Here is a 17,747-nt window from a genome sequence, read left to right on the forward strand (position 1 = left end):
TTTCCCGGCGATCCGACACGCCGAGTAAAACCGGCCCTGAACAGGAAGAAGGCTGAGTCATGGCGGCGCTCGATTTGCCTCTGATCACCCCTCTCGTTACGTTGGAAAGCGAGCCGCGAGGCTCCTTGACCAGTCCGCGACCGCGCTCTCCTTCGATTCGGCTGTGCATTTCGGAGTAGTGCGGACGTACGGTCGGTGATCTCCGCACGGATCCGAAATCCGGTGCCCGAGCCGCCTGCACGGCGACGTCGAAGCGGCCTTGTGATCGCCACCCGGGCGTGACCGACCTGGGCTCGACTCCGCGTGAGCCCATAGGGGAAACGTGTCCGAAACCGCTCTGGAAGCGCGCCATCTGTACAAGGTGTTCGGGAAGAATCCGAGCCAGGCCGTCCGCCGGCTGAAGGCCGGGGAGAGTCGTGCCGACGTCCGCGGAGACGGCACCGCCGCCGTCATCGACGCGAGCTTCACCGTCGACCGCGGTGAGATCTTCGTCATCATGGGTCTCTCGGGATCCGGGAAGTCCACGATCATCCGCATGCTCAACGGCCTCCATGAGGCGACAGACGGAGAGATCGCGCTGCACGGCGACGTGATCACCGGCATCCCCTCCGGCCGGCTGCGCGAGATCCGTCGCGACCGGATCTCGATGGTGTTCCAGCACTTCGCGCTGCTCCCCCACCGGTCGGTCGCGGCGAATGTCGCATACCCCCTGGAGCTCAAGGGCGTCCCGAAGGCGCAACGGCGAGCGCGTGCGGAGGAGATCCTCGGCATGGTCGGCCTCGACGGGTGGGGCGACAAGCTCCCGTCCGAGCTCTCCGGGGGGATGCAGCAGCGCGTCGGCATCGCCCGCGCGCTCGCCGCTGACACCGACATCCTGCTGATGGACGAGGCGTTCAGCGCGCTGGACCCGCTGATCCGCCGTGAGATGCAGGAGCAGCTGCTCGAGCTCCAGCAGAAGCTGCGGAAGACGATCGTCTTCATCACGCACGACCTCAATGAGGCGATGTTCCTCGGCGACCGGATCGCCGTCATGCGCGACGGCCGGATCGTGCAGGTCGGCACGCCGGAGGACATCCTCACGGACCCCGCGAACGACTACGTCGAGCAGTTCGTGCAGGACGTCGACCGCGCCCGAGTGCTGACCGCCGGCAACGTCATGGAGAGGCCGCGTCCCGTAGTCTCCGAGAGCGCGGGCCCGCGCACCGCGCTTCGTCAGATGCGGGACGCCTACATGTCGGCCGCCTACGTCGTCGGCCGAGATCGGCGCCTCGTCGGCATCGTCACCGACCGTGACGCGGTGAAGCAGGTGCGCACGGGCGAGAGCGATCTGACCGCCATCATCCGGGCCGTGCCGCAGAGCGTGAACGAGACCGAGATCCTGATGAACCTCTTCGTGCCCGCGGTCGAATCGCCGCTCCCCCTCGCCGTCGTCGACGACGATGGCCGCCTCGTCGGTGTGATCCCTCGGGTGACCCTGCTCGCGGCGCTCGGTCCTGGGCCGGGCGCGACCGAGGAGATCACGCTTCCGCTGCCTCCCATGCCACAGGCGGAGATCGACGCCGTCCTGGGCGAGGGGGCAGCCGGCCCCCACGATGCCGTGCGTGCGGAGGAGGTGCGTTGATGGACGGGTTCCGCATCCCGCTTGGCTCGTGGGTCGAGACGGGCGTCGACTGGATCAAGGACAACCTCGAGGGACTTCTCGACGTCATCTCGCTGATCGTGCGCACTCTCGTCGACGGTCTGACCGCTCTCCTCGTAGACACGCCGTTCGTCGTGGTGATCGTCGCCGCGGCCCTTCTCTCCTGGATCGTGCGTTCCTGGCAGCTTGCGATCGGGACCCTGGTCACGTTCACGCTTCTGGTCGGCCTGGACCTCTGGGAGCCGGCGATGCAGACGCTGGCGCTCGTCGTCGTCGCCGCGCTCGTCGCGGTGGTGATCGCCGTGCCCCTGGGGATCTGGTCGGCACGGAACGCCACAGTGCGGGCCGTCCTCAAGCCGGTGCTGGACTTCATGCAGACCATGCCGGCGTTCGTCTATCTGATCCCGGCGATCGTCTTCTTCAGCATTGGCGTGGTCCCCGGGCTTGTCGCCACGGTGATCTTCGCCCTTCCTCCCGGCGTGCGTCTGACCGAGCTCGGCATCCGCGGTGTCGACGCCGAGACCGTCGAGGCGGGACAGGCGTTCGGCGCGACGCCGGGGCAGATCCTGCGCGGCGTCCAGCTCCCGCTCGCGCTGCCCACGATCATGGCGGGGGTCAACCAGGTGATCATGCTCGCGCTCTCGATGGCGGTGATCGCGGGGATGGCCGGTGCCGACGGTCTCGGGAAGATGGTCGTCGAGGCCATCTCCACCGTGAACATCGGCCAGGGGGTCGAGGCGGGGCTCGGCGTCGTGATCATCGCGGTCTTCCTCGACCGCGTGACGGCGGCGCTCGGCAATCCGGCGGAGTACCCCTCGTCGCTGCTGGGCATGCTGTCGCGTCGACGTTCCGCGCAGCGCAGCGCCGCCGCCGACGCGCAGGCGGAGGCGGCGCGGAAGGTCGCCTCCCCGGCCAGGGCGCCGATCGGCGTCTGAGGTCTCCTGAACCTGCATCCATCCCCCATCGAGTGAACGACATACGAAAAGGAAGAGTCATGTCCAAGAGGCACATCACAGCGATCACCGCCCTCGCCGCGGCAGCGGCCCTGGCCCTCTCCGGCTGCGCCGGTGGGGGATCAGGAGGCGCCGCCGGCGACGGCAAGGGCGAGGGCAAGGGCACGATCACGCTCGGCTACCTCCCCTCCTGGACCGACGGCCTCAGCACTGCCTTCCTGCTGAAGGACCAGCTCGAGAAGATCGGCTACACGGTCAAGACGAAGACGCTCACCGAGGCAGGGCCCCTTTACGCCGGTCTCGCCCAGGGCGACGTCGACATCTATCCGTCGGCATGGCCCGAGCTCACCCACAAGTCGTACATGGACAAGTACGGCAGCAAGATCGATGACCTCGGCGCCTACTATGCCAACGCGAAGCTGACGATCGCGGTGCCGGAGTACACCGACATCTCCTCGATCGCCGATCTCGCCGGCAACGCCGACCGGTTCGGCGGAAAGATCTACGGGATCGAGCCGGGTGCGGGCCTGACGAAGCAGACGAAGGAGTCGATGATGCCGGAGTACGGTCTTGACGGCGAGTACGAGCTCGCCACCTCCTCCACAGCCGCGATGCTCACCGAGCTGAAGAAGGCGACCGAGAAGAAGGAGGACATCGTGGTCACCCTGTGGCGACCCTTCTGGGCCAACGACGCCTTCCCGGTGAAGGACCTTGACGACCCGAAGGGCGCGATGGGCACGCCGGAGTCCCTGCATTTCCTCGGCACGAAGGGCTTCGCCGAGCGGTTCCCGGAGGCGGCGAAGCTCATCGCCGGGATCACGCTCGACGATGCGCAGTACGGCTCGCTGGAGGATCTCGTCGTCAACCAGTACGGAAAGGGCAAGGAAGTGGAGGCCGTCACGGAGTGGCTGAAGCAGAACCCGAACGCCTTCCCCACTCAGGTCTCCTGACGGCGACTCGTCACGGCCGGCCGCGGATCGTTCCCGCTTCGGCGGGGCCCGCGGCCGCCGCCGGCCGAGCCTTGCGGCCGGCCTCTCTCTTCCCCCCCCCGGGCCGAGCCGGCTTGCGATGGCCGATCCGGCTTGCGAGCGTGACGCCGCCGGAGGGTCGGGCTGTGGAGGAGAGAACCAGCGTCGGATCATTTCAAGAATGTCGGTCAGAATTGCGAGAAGAGGCCGCCAAAGTTGCTTTCCTCCGACAAACCTGCCGCGGTGCGGTGCGGTGCGGTGCGGTCGGCGCGTCGAAGGAATCGGGTGCCGGCTGGATCGGAGAACCCAGCCAGGAGACCGCGGGGTCAGACCTCGCCGATGGTGACCCACCGTCCCGTGCGCACGCGCAGGCCGAGCGTGGCGAGGCGTGCAAGGAGGTACACGCCGAAGAACGCGGCGGCGAGCCACACGAGGCCGGCCGTGCCGGTCACTCCCGTCGCGGCGATGACTCCGAGCGCGGGAAGGAAGGCGACGAGGTTCACGCCCCCGGCGATCGCGAGGTACCGGGCGTCGCCGGCTCCCATGAGAACGCCGTCGAGCACGAACACGACCCCGGCGACCGGCTGTGCGATCGCGAGCACGATGAGGGCGGGCCGGATCAGATCGGCGACCTGCGGATCACCGGTGAAAACGAGGCCGATCACACCGGAGAGACAGCCCACGAGGAGGCCGACGAGCACGCCGAACCAGGTGCCCCAGGCCACGGTCCGTCGCAGCACATAGCGTGCACCGGGCTCGTCTCCGGCGCCGAGGCTCTTGCCGATCAGCGCCTGTGCGGCGATCGCCAGCGCGTCCAGGGCGAAGGCGGCGGCGGAGAACACCGTGAACACCACCTGCCACCCGGCAAGCTCCTCGGTGCCGATCCCGGTCGCCACCGAAACGGTGGCCAGCAGGGCGACGCGCAGCGACACCGTGCGGAGGAAGAGCCACCCTCCCGCTCGTGCAGAGCCGCGGATGCCCGAGAGCTCCGCGCGGATCGAGGCATCGTGACGTCGGGCGAGCCGACCGACCACGACCGCATAGGCGCCGACCATCGCCCATTGCGCGAAGACCGTTCCGAGAGCGGAGCCGGCGATCCCCCAGCCGAAGCCGTAGATGAAGAGCGCGTTGAGCCCGGCGTTCGCCGCGAACCCGCAGCCGGCGATCCACAGCGGTGTGACCGTGTCCTGCATCCCGCGAAGGAGGCCGGTGGCGGCGAAGACGACGAGCATGGCCGGCAGACCCCACATCGAGATCGTGAGATAGGCGTCGGCCTGTTGCGACACCGCCTCGTCCGCGCCGAAGAGGCCCACGAGCCAGGACGACGACCAGGCGCCCGCCGCCGCCAGCACAGCGCCCAGCCCGAGGGCGAGCCACATCCCGTCGATGCCGACCGACACCGCGTCACCAGGGTTCCCCGCGCCGAAGCGGCGTGCCACGGCAGGCGTGGTGGAGTAGGCGAGGAAGATCATCAGGCCGACGAGGGTCTGCAGGATCGAGGACGCGATGCCCAGCCCCGCCAGCGGCACGGTCCCGAGGTGCCCGACGAGCGCGGCGTCGACGATGAGGAACGCGGGCTCGGCGATGAGCGCGCCGAGCGCGGGCACGGCAAGGCGCAGGATCTCGCGGTTGAGCGACGGGCGGGGCACGCCACGAGCCTAGGGCGTGCGGCGGATGCGAGGACGACGGCCGCGGAAGGACGGGCGGGTTCGCTCGGCCTGCGCGGACGGCGTCGGCATAGGGTGGACGCATGACCGACGCGCTGCCCTCGGGCCTTGCCATCGACGACTTCAGCCCCGAGATCCGTCCGCAGGACGATCTCTACCGTCATGTGAACCACTCTTTCCTGACGAACACGGAGATCCCGGACGACAAGGCGCGCTGGGGCGCCTTCCACCTTCTCGCCGAGCAGGCGGAGAAGGACGTCCGTGCCATCGTCGAGGAGGCCCAGAGCGCTCCCGAGGGCACGGAGGCGCGAAAGATCGGCGACCTCTACGCCAGCTTCATGGACACCGAACGGGTCGCGGCGCTCGGCGTCGAGCCGCTGGCGGCGCCGCTCGCGGCGGTCGACGCGATCTCCTCCCTCCCCGATTTCCTCGCCACGGTCGGCGCCTTCGATCGACAGGGCGTCGCGGCGCTCCTCGGCGTCTTCGTCGAACCGGACCCCGGCGACCCGGAGCGCTATGTCCCCTTCGTCGTGCAGGCGGGCCTCTCGCTTCCGGACGAGAGCTACTACCGGCTGGACGGCTTCGCCGACACCCGTGCGGCCTTCCGCGCGCATCTGGAGCGGATCCTCGACCTCGCCGGCGTCGCCGAGGCGTCCGCGACCGCGGACCGGGTCGTCGCCCTCGAGCACGAGATCGCCGCGCAGCACTGGGACAACGTCGAGAGCCGCGACGCGGTGAAGACCTACAACCTCCGCACCTGGGCCGAGCTCCAGGAGCTCGCGGGCCTTGACCTCTCGCCCTGGCGCGACGCGGTGGCGCCGACGAACCCGGACGCCTTCGCCGAGGTCGTCGTCTTCCAGCCGAGCTTCGTCCAGGGACTCGGCGCCCTCCTCGTCGAGGAACGGCTGGAGGACTGGAAGGCCTGGTTGCGTGCCAAGGTGGTGCACGGACTGGCGGCGTATCTCACCGACGCGATCGTCGAGGAGAACTTCTCCTTCTACGGCACCGAGCTCAGCGGCGTGCCGTCGCTCCGCGAGCGCTGGAAACGCGGCGTTTCGCTGGTCGAGGGGGCGCTCGGGGACGCGGTGGGCAAGGTCTACGTCGAGCGGCACTTCCCGCCGACGGCCAAGGCGGCGATGGACGAGCTGATCGAGAATCTGCTCGAGGCCTACCGGCAGAGCATCGCGACCCTGGAGTGGATGGGGCAGGAGACGCGGGAGCGCGCGCTCGCCAAGCTCGACACGTTCACGCCCAAGATCGGCCACCCCAAGACCTGGCGTGACTACTCCGCCGTCGCGATCGAGGCGGACGACCTCGTCGGCAACGTGAGCAGGGCGTCGGTCTTCGAGCATGACCGCACGATCGGCAAGGTCGGCAAGCCCATCGACCGCGACGAGTGGTTCATGCCGCCGCAGATGGTCAACGCCTACTACAACCCGCTCATGAACGAGATCGTGTTCCCCGCCGCGATCCTCCAGTACCCGTTCTTCGACGCCGGGCGCGACGCGGCGGCGAACTACGGCGGGATCGGGGGCGTGATCGGCCATGAGATCGGCCACGGCTTCGACGACCAGGGCAGCCGCTACGACGCTCAGGGCAAGCTGCAGGACTGGTGGACCGACGACGATCGTGCCGCCTTCGAGGAGCGCACGAAGAGCCTCATCGCACAGTACGATGCTCTGGTCCCGGAGGGGCTGAGCGCGGAACATCACGTCAACGGCGCCCTCACGATCGGTGAGAACATCGGCGACCTCGGGGGGCTCGGCATCGCCCTCAAGGCCTATGAGCTCTCGCTCGGAGGGGCCGAGGCGCCGGTGATCGACGGATACACGGGGGTGCAGCGCCTGCTGCTCTCCTGGGCGCAGGTCTGGCAGCAGAAGAGCCGTGACGCGGAGACGATCCGCCTGCTCACGATCGACCCGCACTCGCCGAACGAGTTCCGCTGCAACCAGATCGCCCGCAACGTGGACGCCTTCTACACGGCGTTCGACGTGACCGAGGGGGACCGGCTGTGGCTGGACCCGGAGCAGCGCGTCACGATCTGGTGAGGCCCCGGGAGGGAAGGGGCCCGCACTCAGACAGGTGTCGGGCACCGGGGTTACGATAGCCCTGGCGTCTCGACCGACGGGAGCCGCATCCGTTCGTGCGGCCCTGCCTGCGGGTACCCTCTCCCGTCCCCGAATCTCCGTGGAAGGAACGCCTGTGGGCACGTCCCGGCTCCCTGAACCGACCGATGGTCCGCCGCCGTCGACGGCTCTCCGCAGCGCCCAGCGCACGGGCCGCCGTCTCCCCCGTCGCGCGGCGATCGGCCGGCGCTCCTTCGACACGACGATGCGCGCGCTCGAGGCGCTGGCGGTCGCCGGTGCGCAGGTGGGCGTGCACGTGCAGGACCTGGACAGCGGAGAGCCGGTCCTCACCGGAGACGACCACGTCACGATGCCTGTCGGCGGTCTCGGCACCGTGCCGCTGCTCGTCGAGGTCGCTGCACGGTTCGAGTCGGGGGAGTTGAACCCGCTCGAGATCGTGGACAGGGCGGCGCTCGACGACCTGTCCACCGGGATCTGGCGCATGCTGCGCGCACCGGCGCTGCCGCTCGCCGACCTGGCGGTGCTCGCCGCCGCGGCAGGCGACCCGATCGCCGTCAACGCCCTCGTCCACCGGGTCGGCCTCGACGCCGTCCGCACGCGGATCGAGGAGCTCGGACTCCGTCGGCTCGCCCTCCTCGATCGCCACCGCGACCGCCGCGGCCCCGACGACGCCCCGCACCCGGCGGTGGGATCGGCAGGAGACCTCGCGCAGCTGTTCGCGGAGCTCGTGAACGCTCGTGCCGTGGACGCCGCGGTCAGCGCCCAGGTCTCCGAATGGCTCAGCCTCAACCAGGACCTCAGCCTCGTCGCGGCGGCGAGCGGGCTCGATCCGTTCGCCCACGACAACGATGCGCACGGCATCCTCTTCGTCAACAAGACCGGCCGGGAGCCGGGAGTGCGGGTGGAGGCGGGGGTGCTGGCCGGCCCGCGGGCGGGTGTCGCCTACGCGCTCATCGTCTGCTTCGACGACCTGTCGATCATGCACCGCCTGCGCGCCCACGACGCCTTCCGCGTCCTCGGCGTCGAGGTCATGGAGTACGCCTTCTAACGCCTCCCCGCCACTAGCGCACGCCCTTCATGAGGGCCAGCACGGGCTTCGCGGACACGAGGAGGCCCACCCCGACGACGATCGCGATGCCGCCCAGCACGGTGAAGTACGGCACCTCGTTGTCGGGGTCGTAGAACCGCACGACCGCGCCTGAGATCGCGGTGCCCAGGGCCACCGAGAGGAAGAAGAGCGCCACCATCTGCGTGCGGAAGGCGGCCGGGGCGAGCTTGGTGGTCACCGAGAGGCCCACGGGCGAGAGCAGCAGCTCGGCGATCGTGAAGAGCAGCAGGATGCCGACGATCGCGAGCAGCGGCGTCGATCCGGGTCCGCCGCCGGCGAAGGGGAGGAACAGGAGGAAGGCGCCGCCCATGATCATCGCCCCGAGGGCGAACTTCACCGGGGTGGACGGCTGCCGGTCGCCGAGCCTCGTCCAGATCACGGCGAAGACGCCGGAGAGGACGATGATGAAGACCGGGTTGATCGACTGCACCCACGAGACCGGCATCTCCCAGCCGAAGAGGTTCCGGTCCAGGCGCTTGTCCGAGTACACGGTGAGCACGGTGAACTGCTGCTGGTACAGCGACCAGAAGGCGACGCTGGTGACGAAGAGCGGGAGGAACCCCCACACCCGCGAGCGTTCGTCGCGGGTGACCCGGCGGCTCGACAGCACCACGGCGAAATAGGCGACTGCGGCGCCGAGCGTGGTGTAGATCACCACGTCCGACAGGTTGTCGGGACGGATCACGCCGGTGAGCACCAGCACGACGATGAGCAGGACGGCCGCGGCCGCGACGATGCCTACCAGCGGGTAGCGCCGGGCCGGGAGCGGGTTCGGCACCTGGCGGGCCTCGGCGGGGAGCCGGCGCCGGCCGAATGAGTACTGCACGAGGCCGAGTGTCATCCCGATCGCGGCGACGCCGAATCCGTAGTGGAACCCGAGCGTGGACTGGAGCAGGCCGGTCAGGATCGGCCCGAGGAACCCGCCGAGGTTGATCCCGAGGTAGAAGAGCGAGAAGCCCGCGTCGCGGCGGGTGTCGTCGGCGGTGTAGAGCGTGCCGACGACGGAGGTCGCGTTGGACTTGAGGCCGCCGGAGCCGAGGGCCACGAGGATCAGGCCCACGCCGACGCCGAGGGCTCCGGGGAGGACGGCGAGGGCGACGTGCCCGGCGACGATCACGATGGCGCTGCCGAAGAGCACACGCTCGGAGCCGAACAGGCGATCGGCGACCCACGCGCCGAGGATCGTGGAGAGATACACCGAGCCGCCGTAAGCGCCCACGATCCCGCCGGCGACAGCCTCGGGGAGGCCAAGGCCCCCCTGGGTGACGGAGTGGTACAGGTAGATGAGCAGGATGCCCTGCATGCCGTAGAAGCTGAAGCGCTCCCACATCTCCACGCCGAACACGTGCACCAGCGCCCAGGGCTGGCCGAAGAAGCGCCGCTCGGGCCGCGCGGGGGACTCGCGTGTCGTGGTCATCATCCGACCGTAACGTCCGTCGCGGTCGCACTCGCAATCGGGCGCGGAATCTCCCTGGGGGGCGCCGATAGGATTGGGATGCCCGGCGGGATCGATCGCCGTGCTTCCCCGCCGCATCCGACCATTGGAGCCGCCATGGCCGAACAGTCCCGTCTCGACAAGGTCATCAGCCTCGCCCGTCATCGCGGGTTCGTCTTCCAAGCGGGGGAGATCTACGGGGGTTCCCGCAGTGCCTGGGACTACGGCCCCCTCGGCACGGAGCTCAAGGAGAACATCCGCCGCCAGTGGTGGCAGACATTCGTGCGGGGCCGGGGCGACATGGTCGGCCTCGACTCGTCCGTCATCCTGCCCAAGCGGGTCTGGGAGGCATCGGGGCACGTCGCGACGTTCACCGACCCGCTGGTCGAGTGCCTGCAGTGCCACAAGCGGTTCCGTGCCGACAACCTCGTCGAGGACTTCGAGGCGCGCAAGGGGCGCAAGGCCGAGGGAGGTCTCGCCGAGGTCCCGTGCCCGAACTGCGGCACCAAGGGGCAGTACACCGAGCCCAAGGCGTTCTCCGGCCTGGTCAAGACGTATCTCGGCGTGGTCGACGACGAGTCCGGCCTGCACTACATGCGACCGGAGACCGCCCAGGGCATCTTCGTGAACTTCGCCAACGTGCTCACGGCGAGCCGCAAGAAGCCGCCGTTCGGCATCGGCCAGGTCGGCAAGGCCTTCCGCAACGAGATCACCCCGGGCAATTTCATCTTCCGCACCCGCGAGTTCGAGCAGATGGAGATCGAGTTCTTCACCCCGCCCGCCGAGGCGCAGGAGTGGTTCGAGCACTGGGTCGAGGCGTGCTGGGACTGGTTCATCGATCTGGGCATCGACCCGGAGAACATGAAGCGCATCGACGTGCCGGAGGAGGACCGTGCGCACTACTCCGCAGGAACGATCGACGTGGAGTACCGCTTCGGCTTCCCCGGCAAGGAGTGGGGCGAGCTCATGGGCGTCGCCAACCGTACCGACTACGACCTCAGCAGCCATTCCGAGGCGTCGGGCCAGAGCCTGTCGTACTTCGACCAGGCGTCGGGCGAGCGCTACGTCCCGTATGTGATCGAGCCGTCTTTCGGTCTCACCCGTGCGATGATGGCGTTCCTCATCGACGCCTACCGCGAGGAGGAGGTGCCCAACGCCAAGGGCGGCACCGACACTCGGACGGTGCTCAAGCTCGACCCCCGTCTGGCCCCCGTCAAGGTCGCCGTTCTCCCGCTCTCGCGCAACGAGAACCTCTCGCCCCTCGCCCGCGAGGTGGCGGACGAGCTGCGCGGGCGCTGGGTGATCGACTTCGACGATGCCGGCGCGATCGGACGCCGCTACCGACGGCAGGACGAGGTCGGCACGCCGTTCTGCGTCACGGTCGACTTCGACTCGCTCGAGGACCGCGCGGTCACCGTGCGCGACCGCGACAGCATGGCTCAGGAGCGGGTCCCGCTGGGCGAGCTCGGCGCTTACCTCGCGGAGCGCCTCCGCGGCGCCTGAGCCTCGGGTCGTCTCGGCCCGTCCGCCCGCCTCGCCGACTCCGAACCTCGGACCAACGCACGAATGTCGGATCGATCCGCGGATCCGGTCCGACATTCGTGCGGCTATCCGACATCTGCGGATGACGCCTCGGCCGGGTCGTCACACGGTGACATCGAAGGCGCCGAGCCCGCGGAGCATCGGTAGCCTGGTACCGTTCCCGCGCCCGAAGGAGACAGACATGGCCGAGGTCGAGAGCTTCACTCTGGATCACACCGCGGTCAAGGCTCCCTATGTCCGCTTGATCGGCGTCGAGACCGGCCCGCGGGGCGACGAGATCTCCAACTTCGACGTGCGCTTCGTGCAGCCCAACGAGGGCGAGATCCCCACCGCGGGGCTGCATACGATCGAGCACCTGCTGGCCGCGGTGCTGCGGGACCGCCTCGACGGCGTCATCGACATCTCGCCCTTCGGCTGCCGCACCGGCTTCCACCTCATCGCCTGGGGGCGCCCGGACGTCACGGATGTGGTGGTCGCGATCCGCGAGAGCCTGCGGTTCATCGCCGAGCAGGCGGAGTGGAGCGACGTGCCGGGCGTCTCGGCCGTCGAATGCGGCAACTACCGCGACCACAGCCTGCACAGTGCGCGCGAGTGGGCCGCGCACATCCTTGCGCAGGGCATCAGCCGCGACGCGTTCACCCGCGTCGTCGTCTGACCATCGCTGGCCTCTGCTCCTCTCGCCCGTCCTCGGGGTCCTCTCGGCGAACTCGTTGTCGCATTGGATAAGGTTCATTGTCGGATCCGACAGAGAAGGAGAGCAGATGGCGCCTGAGGCCGAGAGCAAGCGGCAGGACTACAACCCCGGACCGCGGGTGGGGATCACGTTCTCCACCTTCGACCTGCTGCACGCCGGGCACATCATGATGCTCGCCGAGGCGAAGCGCCAGTGCGACTACCTCATCTGCGGGCTGCAGATGGACCCGACGCTGGACCGCCCGGAGAAGAACGCGCCCACCCAGACCGTGGTCGAGCGTTACATCCAGCTCCGCGGCTGCGAGTACGTCGATGAGATCGTCCCGTACTCGACCGAGCAGGACCTGGAGGACATCCTGCGCTCCTTCAAGCTCGACGTGCGCATCGTCGGCGACGAGTACGCGGACCGCGACTTCACCGGCCGCGCGTACTGCGAGGAGAGCGGGATCGAGCTGTACTTCAACCGCCGCGACCACCGCTTCTCCAGCTCGGGGCTGCGCAAGATCGTCGCCGCCAAGGAAGCCGAGCGCACCGCGCGGGTGTAGCCCTCCACGTGCCCACGCCCGACCCGGGCACGCCTGCCATCGTCCCCGGGTCGGGCGTGGGCGGAGAACCGTCTCCGGCCTACCTCTGGGCGATGCATCGTGTGTCGCCGTCCGGGCGATGTGAGAGCTCTTTGTCGCACTTCACTCTCTGCTCCTCGGTGGATCCGGACGAGCGTAGGCGAACCGGCCCCAACCGTCGGTCAAACCGGACCGATCTGGCCTCCTGCCTGCGACAAACCAGGTCGTTTGCCGTCCCATGGATAAGCGACGAGGCGTGCTGTCGAGCCCATGCTCTGTGGCGCGGCGCCTCGTCCGAGGCTGATGCCCAGAGGGGTAGGAAATGGGAGGGGAGATCCTGTGACGAACACTGGACTGCCGGAAGAGACATCGAACGCGATTCCGCGGCGAACGATCGTGAAGGGTGCGGCGTGGTCCGTTCCGGTGCTTGCCGCGGCGGTGGCTGTTCCGGTTGCGGCAGCGTCGGGGACGTTGAAGGCGTCGTTGACGATCCCATCTGGTTGTGTGCAGCCGGGCGCCGCCCTGCCGGATGCGGTGGTGTCGGTGACGGATGACTCGGGTGTGGTGACGGATGCGACGGTGACGTTCACGTTCGCGAGCGCGGACGGTGGTGTGGTCACGGTCGGGGGGAGTCAGTATCCGACGCCGAACGCGACGTTGGTGCTTCCGCAGGGGCAGTACACGTTGTCGGGGGTGACGGCGACGACGAGTGGAACGGTGACGGTGACCGCGACGGCGTCGACGCCGGACGGACGTACCGCGACCGCCCTGACGCAGGCCTATGCCGTCTGCACGACCCAGCCGTCGGGCATCAACTGGGGACGCAACACGCGCGGCGAGCTCGGTCGCGACATCGTGAACCCGGGCGAGCCGGGGAACTGGGACCCGATGGTGGGGGCGAACCTCCCTGCCGGTGTCACCGTCGTCAGCGTGGGGCGCAGCAACACGGCGGCGTACATCATGGCCAGCGACGGGAACGTGTACTCCACGGGGTCCTCGGCGAACTATGCGCTGGGTCGTCCCGGCGGCACGAGCAACGTGCCCGCGGTGATCCCGGAGCTCTCCGGGCAGAACGTCATCGACGTCCAGTCCTGGGCCGGCGACGGGAGCTGGAACCTGTCGAGCCCCTCGCTCGCGCTGACCGCGGACGGCCGGGTGTACTCCTGGGGTCCCGCCGCCTACAACGGCCGCGGCGACGGGGTGAGCTCCACCACGCCGACCCTGATCCCGGGTCTCACCGACGTGAAGGAGATCGCGGTCACCGAGACCAACGGGTACGCTCTCAAGAACGACGGCACCGTGTGGGTCTGGGGGAACAACTCCTTCGGCCGCCTGGGTCAGAACTTCGGCTCGAACCAGGCCACGCCCGTCCAGCTCGTTGCGGCGGGCAACGACAACGTCGAGCTGACCTCCACGTTGCGCGCCGGCCTCGTCCGCAAGGCGAACGGCACCGTGGCCTCGTGGGGTTCGGGGACCAACGGCGTGCTCGGCACCGGGACGAGCAGCGACTCCTACTTCACCGTCATCCCGACGCTCAGTGGCGTGACCAACATCGAGGCGGGTCCGTGGGCGGTCTTCGCGATCCTTTCGGACACCACGGCGAAGAGCTGGGGCGACAACTGGAACGGAACGCTTTCGGCTGGTCTCGTCAACGGGAACAAGTACAACACGCCGCAGACGGTGGTCCGTCGCAACGACGCCCAGCGTCTCTACGACGGGACCGACACCCCGAGCGGCGGCTGGGTCACCATGACCGGCATCCAGCAGATCGCGCCGATCTTCTACACCACGCAGTTCGTCCTCTCGAACGACGAGGTGTGGACCTCCGGTGACGGCGACTACGGCCAGTGGGGCTGGAACCCTTCGGACAAGCCGTACTCGAACAACAAGGATCTGTACGGGGCTGGTTACAACCCGAACCTCTCGGGTCGAGGCATCGCGAACGGTGGGGCGATCTACGCGCTCACCGACAGCTACTACGCCACCACCGTCAACGACACCAAGGGGTCGCAGCACTACTGAGCACAGCGGAACTCGCGTGACTCAAGAGACCGCCCTGCCTCGCCTCCCGGCGAGACGGGGCGGTCTCGCGCCTTTCCTCTGGATCAGGCGCGTCCGTCTGACCGCTGGTTGCACATGGCGTAGCGGGTGAAGCGAGGCTTGCCGTTCGGGCCGTCCCGATCGCGGGCGACACCGGAGCTGCGTCCGCATGAAAGAAAGCTGTGTAAAGAAACGATGCCTGATGTCACGAGACGCTCGGCCCTCGCGCTCGCCTGGGCCACGCCTGTCGTCGCGACCGTGATCGCCGTGCCGTCGACCTCGGCCTCGCAAGGCTGCGAGATTCGGGTCGTCTCCGTTCCTTCTCCTCTTATCCCAGGCACCGAGCAGTCGCATGGCGAGATCGTCCTGCAGCCGACGACGTGCTCGACATCGCCGGGAGAGATCGTCACGGTCGACCTTCCGATCGGGTTCTACCATGCGGAGACTTTCGCGAGGACGATGACGACTCCCATCGGACCCGACGGGCTGGTCCGTCTCCCGATCGTCCTCACTCCTCTTGTCGGTCCGGGGACTCATCTCGCGGTCGCGAGCACGGCTTCCGCAACTGTGGCCGTCCCGCTCGTGGTGCAGACCCGTGCGGAGCCGATCCGTCTCATGCCCTTCGGGGACTCCATCACCGAAGGCGACGGATCCGGTCGACTCACCGCCAACGCGGGCTATCGCTATCAGTTCCAGCGCGCCATGCGCGATGCTCGAGTCGAGGTCGACATGGTCGGGAGCCTGCGGAACGGCAATGCGGCGATCGTCGATCCGGACCATGAAGGGCACCGCGGATGGACGAGCGGCCAGCTCCTCAGCCGATGCGACGCCTGGTTCGTGTCCGCGCGGCCAGAGACCGTGGTCATCCACGCCGGAACCAACGACGCCTTCTTCAATAATGACCCCGACGGGGCCGGTGGCCGGGTGATGAGCATCATCTCTCTCCTGCACGCACGTTTCCCCCACGCCGTCGTTCTCGTCGCGAAGATCATTCCCTCGCTCTCGGCGAATGTTCAGAGCCGAGTGGAACGCGTGAACAGGTCGATCGAGGCAGCCGTGCCCGCGAATGACGAGAGGATCAAGCTCGTCGACTGCTCCCATCTTCTTGCAGCGGAGCACTACGTGGATAACCTCCATCCGAACGACTCCGGCTATCTCGTCCTTGGAGAGACCCTCGCCAACGCTGTCCTGTCGATCAGCCCACGCGGGCGGATCTAGCCCCGGCGGAGGAGGCCACCCGTGAATCGGACTTGATCTCGGTTGAAACGGGTCGCATCGGCTCTGTGACGACAACAGAGCCGACCCCGTTACCGTCACATGGTTAGCAGCGAAGTGTCCTCCGCGGGAGGGCACGTCTCTTGGCGTCGCCCCCTGCGGCTGCCTCTCCGGTTCGCTGATCTTCTTTGGGGGTTGGGTTGAAGTTTCTGAGTAGGGTCGCGGCTGTGGCAGCCGTGGGCGTTCTCGCCGCGGCGGGTGCGTTGGTGCCTGTGGGTGTGGCGGTTGCTGCGGATGTGCGTGGGGTGTTCCTGTTGGCGGGGACGTGGGGTCAGGCGGAGAACATGACCCAGTTGGCGGACCGGCTGAAGGCTGAGGGTTACACGGTGAAGGTGATGGGGATTCCTGCGGCGGACGGGACGTTGGATCCGGGTGCGGATGGGTCTGGGGATCCTCGTTCGGGGACGGGGAGTATCGCGGCGTCGGCGGCGATCATCGCGGATCAGGTGCGGGCGTTCCGGGATGAGGTGGGTGCGGACAAGGTTGGTTTCGTTGGGTTCTCGCAGGGTGGTGCGATCGGTCGGTATGCGATTAAGTACAACGGGTTGGACAGTGTTGTCGACCAGTATGTGAGCCTTGCCGGGGTGCAGCAGGGGACGATGGGGGATGGGAAGAACCCGTTGTGCATTCTGACGCAGCAGGCGTGTCGGGATATGGCGTGGGGGTCGGGGTTCTTGAAGGCGTTGAATGCGGGGGATCCGGCGCCGGGGCCGGTGCGGTATACGGCGGTGGGCACGACGGGTGATGACACGATCACGCCCCCGCTGTTCTCCTCGGGCGTTGCGGAGGGTGGTTCGTATATTCCCGCGGCGGGTCAGGCGTTGGACGGGAGTTGGGTGACGCACCCGCAGCCGAACGTGACGAACCTGAACCTTCAGCAGGCGTGCAATGCTCCGGGGTTGACGGCGAATCATTGGGGTGCGCCGGTGGGGATGCCGGCGGATGTGTCGGTGTACACGATCGTGTCGTCCGCTCTTCGGGGTGAGGAGCCTGCCTGCGGCGCTTCCCGCTCGAACGCTGTCCTTCCGATGGGTGTTCCCCTCCCGGTGGTGAACGGGTCGTTTACAGACACGGGTGCCACTCCGGTGGGGCCGGCGGAGCGTCGGACGCTCGCCGCGGGTGAGACATGGCTGAACGGGTGGACAGCCATCGGCGCCGGCGCCGAGGTCTACGGGGAGGCGGACACGGGGCTGGGTGTCGGGGTGCGGTCGGTCGACTTGAATGGGGCTGCGGCGTTCGGGGGGATTCAGACGACGTTGGCGACCAGGCCCGGGGTTCCGGTGACGGTGCGTTTCCTCGCGTCGACGAACGTCGACACCCTGCGTGGCGCGAACGGGCAGGCCATCCGCGAGGCAGCGCTGTATGCGGACACCGGGGAGGGCACGGCCCACACCGAGTATGTCCTCCCGCTCACGGCGACGCAGACCCCGGGGGCGGGGCCGGACTGGCAGGCATACCTGTACACGTTCACGCCGACGTCGACCTCGACGACGGTCCGGTTCTTGTCGGACATGCCCGCCACGGCGGATGCGCTCACCCGGACCGGTGGGGTCCAGCCCGGGTGGGACCCGTTCGTCTACCCCGGGGCGATGATCACGGCTGCGGGTCCGCAGATCGCGAACATCGAGGCCGTGTCGATGGTGGAGACCACGGACGTGACCGTGCAGGTCACCGCGGGCACCGGTCTCCCGGTCGCGGAGGGCGAGCCGGTCACGTTGACGATCGCGGACGGGTCGGTGGCCCGGTTCGCGGACGGGTCGACCACGATCACCGTCCC

The 17,747-nt window shown here is 68.4% G+C and carries 13 protein-coding genes; 11 read left to right on the forward strand and 2 right to left on the reverse strand.

Annotated elements, in window-relative coordinates:
* Positions 1-322: 322 nt before the first annotated feature.
* From ACP15J_RS13905 to ACP15J_RS13915, 3 genes are read left to right on the forward strand one after another with little or no spacing between them, the layout of a single operon-like run.
* Positions 323-1,621, forward strand: coding sequence for a quaternary amine ABC transporter ATP-binding protein (locus ACP15J_RS13905; RefSeq protein ID WP_424937756.1), 1,299 nt, complete (start codon positions 323-325; stop codon positions 1,619-1,621).
* A complete protein-coding gene (locus ACP15J_RS13910; protein WP_424937755.1) occupies positions 1,621-2,574 on the forward strand; it encodes an ABC transporter permease in 954 nt (317 codons plus the stop codon). Before ACP15J_RS13905 ends, ACP15J_RS13910 begins: the two co-directional genes overlap by 1 nt.
* Before the next feature lie 59 nt (positions 2,575-2,633).
* Positions 2,634-3,542, forward strand: coding sequence for a glycine betaine ABC transporter substrate-binding protein (locus tag ACP15J_RS13915; protein ID WP_424937754.1), 909 nt, complete (start codon positions 2,634-2,636; stop codon positions 3,540-3,542).
* 344 nt (positions 3,543-3,886) lie between these two features.
* Here ACP15J_RS13915 and ACP15J_RS13920 read toward each other — a convergent pair whose 3' ends face one another.
* On the reverse strand, positions 3,887-5,209 hold the full coding sequence (locus ACP15J_RS13920) for an MATE family efflux transporter (protein WP_424937753.1): 1,323 nt from the start codon (positions 5,207-5,209) through the stop codon (positions 3,887-3,889).
* 101 nt (positions 5,210-5,310) lie between these two features.
* On the opposite strand from ACP15J_RS13920, the gene ACP15J_RS13925 reads away from it, so the two are divergent.
* A complete protein-coding gene (locus ACP15J_RS13925) occupies positions 5,311-7,275 on the forward strand; it encodes a M13 family metallopeptidase (RefSeq protein WP_424937752.1) in 1,965 nt (654 codons plus the stop codon).
* A 154-nt stretch (positions 7,276-7,429) separates the two neighbouring features.
* A complete protein-coding gene (locus tag ACP15J_RS13930; RefSeq protein WP_424937751.1) occupies positions 7,430-8,362 on the forward strand; it encodes a serine hydrolase in 933 nt (310 codons plus the stop codon).
* A 13-nt stretch (positions 8,363-8,375) separates the two neighbouring features.
* Here ACP15J_RS13930 and ACP15J_RS13935 read toward each other — a convergent pair whose 3' ends face one another.
* Positions 8,376-9,839 carry a peptide MFS transporter gene (locus ACP15J_RS13935; RefSeq protein WP_424937750.1) on the reverse strand — a complete coding sequence of 488 codons (1,464 nt, stop codon included), beginning with the start codon at positions 9,837-9,839 and terminating at the stop codon, positions 8,376-8,378.
* Positions 9,840-9,974: 135 nt separating this feature from the next.
* Between ACP15J_RS13935 and ACP15J_RS13940 the strand changes: the two genes are divergently transcribed.
* The 6 genes from ACP15J_RS13940 to ACP15J_RS13965 form a co-directional block, all read left to right on the forward strand.
* Positions 9,975-11,360 carry a glycine--tRNA ligase gene (locus tag ACP15J_RS13940; RefSeq protein ID WP_424937749.1) on the forward strand — a complete coding sequence of 462 codons (1,386 nt, stop codon included), beginning with the start codon at positions 9,975-9,977 and terminating at the stop codon, positions 11,358-11,360.
* 220 nt (positions 11,361-11,580) lie between these two features.
* The gene (locus tag ACP15J_RS13945) at positions 11,581-12,054 is read left to right on the forward strand and encodes an S-ribosylhomocysteine lyase (RefSeq protein WP_424937748.1); all 474 of its coding nucleotides are present in this window, start codon (positions 11,581-11,583) and stop codon (positions 12,052-12,054) included.
* A 106-nt stretch (positions 12,055-12,160) separates the two neighbouring features.
* Complete coding sequence (locus ACP15J_RS13950; RefSeq protein WP_424937747.1) at positions 12,161-12,637, forward strand: adenylyltransferase/cytidyltransferase family protein; 477 nt, start codon at positions 12,161-12,163, stop codon at positions 12,635-12,637.
* Positions 12,638-13,138: 501 nt separating this feature from the next.
* Entirely contained in the window at positions 13,139-14,677 is a 1,539-nt protein-coding gene (locus tag ACP15J_RS13955; protein WP_424937746.1) for an RCC1 domain-containing protein, read from the forward strand.
* Between the two features lie 213 nt (positions 14,678-14,890).
* On the forward strand, positions 14,891-15,913 hold the full coding sequence (locus ACP15J_RS13960; protein ID WP_424937745.1) for an SGNH/GDSL hydrolase family protein: 1,023 nt from the start codon (positions 14,891-14,893) through the stop codon (positions 15,911-15,913).
* Between the two features lie 341 nt (positions 15,914-16,254).
* The coding region (locus ACP15J_RS13965) for a lipase family alpha/beta hydrolase (RefSeq protein WP_424980971.1) at positions 16,255-17,747 on the forward strand (1,493 nt) is incomplete at its 3' end.

The sequence above is a fragment of the Microbacterium sp. S308A+ genome, assembly GCF_049800815.1.
In the GTDB taxonomy this organism is placed as follows: Bacteria; Actinomycetota; Actinomycetes; order Actinomycetales; family Microbacteriaceae; genus Microbacterium.

Excerpts from the sequence above, each read along its gene's own strand:
- ACP15J_RS13945 (WP_424937748.1), top strand. The coding sequence starts at position 11,581 with ATGGCCGAGGTCGAGAGCTTCACTCTGGATCACACCGCGGTCAAGGCT.
- ACP15J_RS13915 (WP_424937754.1), top strand. The coding sequence starts at position 2,634 with ATGTCCAAGAGGCACATCACAGCGATCACCGCCCTCGCCGCGGCAGCG.
- ACP15J_RS13960 (WP_424937745.1), top strand. The coding sequence starts at position 14,891 with ATGCCTGATGTCACGAGACGCTCGGCCCTCGCGCTCGCCTGGGCCACG.
- ACP15J_RS13925 (WP_424937752.1), top strand. The coding sequence starts at position 5,311 with ATGACCGACGCGCTGCCCTCGGGCCTTGCCATCGACGACTTCAGCCCC.
- ACP15J_RS13950 (WP_424937747.1), top strand. The coding sequence starts at position 12,161 with ATGGCGCCTGAGGCCGAGAGCAAGCGGCAGGACTACAACCCCGGACCG.
- ACP15J_RS13935 (WP_424937750.1), bottom strand. The coding sequence starts at position 9,839 with ATGACCACGACACGCGAGTCCCCCGCGCGGCCCGAGCGGCGCTTCTTC.
- ACP15J_RS13940 (WP_424937749.1), top strand. The coding sequence starts at position 9,975 with ATGGCCGAACAGTCCCGTCTCGACAAGGTCATCAGCCTCGCCCGTCAT.
- ACP15J_RS13910 (WP_424937755.1), top strand. The coding sequence starts at position 1,621 with ATGGACGGGTTCCGCATCCCGCTTGGCTCGTGGGTCGAGACGGGCGTC.